This is a genomic window from Haematobacter missouriensis, from assembly GCF_000740775.1.
Lineage (GTDB): Bacteria > Pseudomonadota > Alphaproteobacteria > Rhodobacterales > Rhodobacteraceae > Haematobacter > Haematobacter missouriensis.
Genome location: NZ_JFGS01000100.1, coordinates 1 through 877, shown reverse-complemented (window position 1 = coordinate 877; position 877 = coordinate 1). Strand labels below are relative to the sequence as shown.

General features: G+C 61.8%; 1 pseudogene. It reads left to right on the top strand.

Going from position 1 to position 877, the window contains the following annotated elements:
* Positions 1–94: 94 nt before the first annotated feature.
* Positions 95–877 (top strand): annotated as a pseudogene (locus CG51_RS18810) (IS1380-like element ISPme1 family transposase); the annotation flags it as partial.

Genomic DNA, 877 nt, shown 5'->3' with positions numbered 1-877 from the left:
CCCACATTCTCCAAGTAAGTCGCTGATTTCGCTGTCGTAATCGTGATATTTCGCATATAAATCATGGCGTTGACGGCTGCGAGGGGCGCGTTTCATGGATCACCTGGAGGGTGCGGGCTTGGCGCGGGGAGATCGGGTTGATTTCGACCGCCGTGTGCGTCTGGAGTTCCGTGGTGCGCAGATCAGTTCAGACGGTGGCCTGCTGGTGATGCGCGAGCTTGATGACGTGCTCGGCCTGTCCAATCTGGCGTCGGAGGCGCTGCGAGACAGCCGCACCGGGAAGAACACGCTCCATCGGCTTGACGGATTGTTCCGGCAATCGGTGTTCGGACGACTGGCCGGATACGAGGATGTGAACGATGCCGACCGCTTGGCCCTCGATCCCGTGATGCGTCAGGTCGTTGGCGGCAGGGCCGTCGAGGCGCAAGCTGCTTCGGCATCGCAGATGGGACGGTTCGAGACCGAGACGCTGGCTCTGGCCGCGAACCGGGCGGCGCTGGCCGATCTGAACGGCCAATGGATCGACCGGTTTCATGACCGCAACGGGTTGAAATACATCGTGCTGGACATGGACAGCTCGGTCAGCCCCACCCACGGCGATCAGGAAGGTGCTGCCTGGAACGGGCATTTCGACTGCACCTGCTATCACCCCATCTTCTTGTTCAACCAGTTTGGCATGCTGGAGCGCTGCGCCCTGCGTAACGGCAATGTCCACAGCGCCGATGGCTGGCGGGATGTCCTTGATCCCGTCATTGCCCGATATGCTGGCCGCGACCTTGGTGGACGCTTCTTCCGGGCCGACGCTGCCTACGCGATCCCCGCGATCTATATGCGGCTGGAAGAAGCCAGGTTCTTCTACGCCATCCGTCTGCCCGCC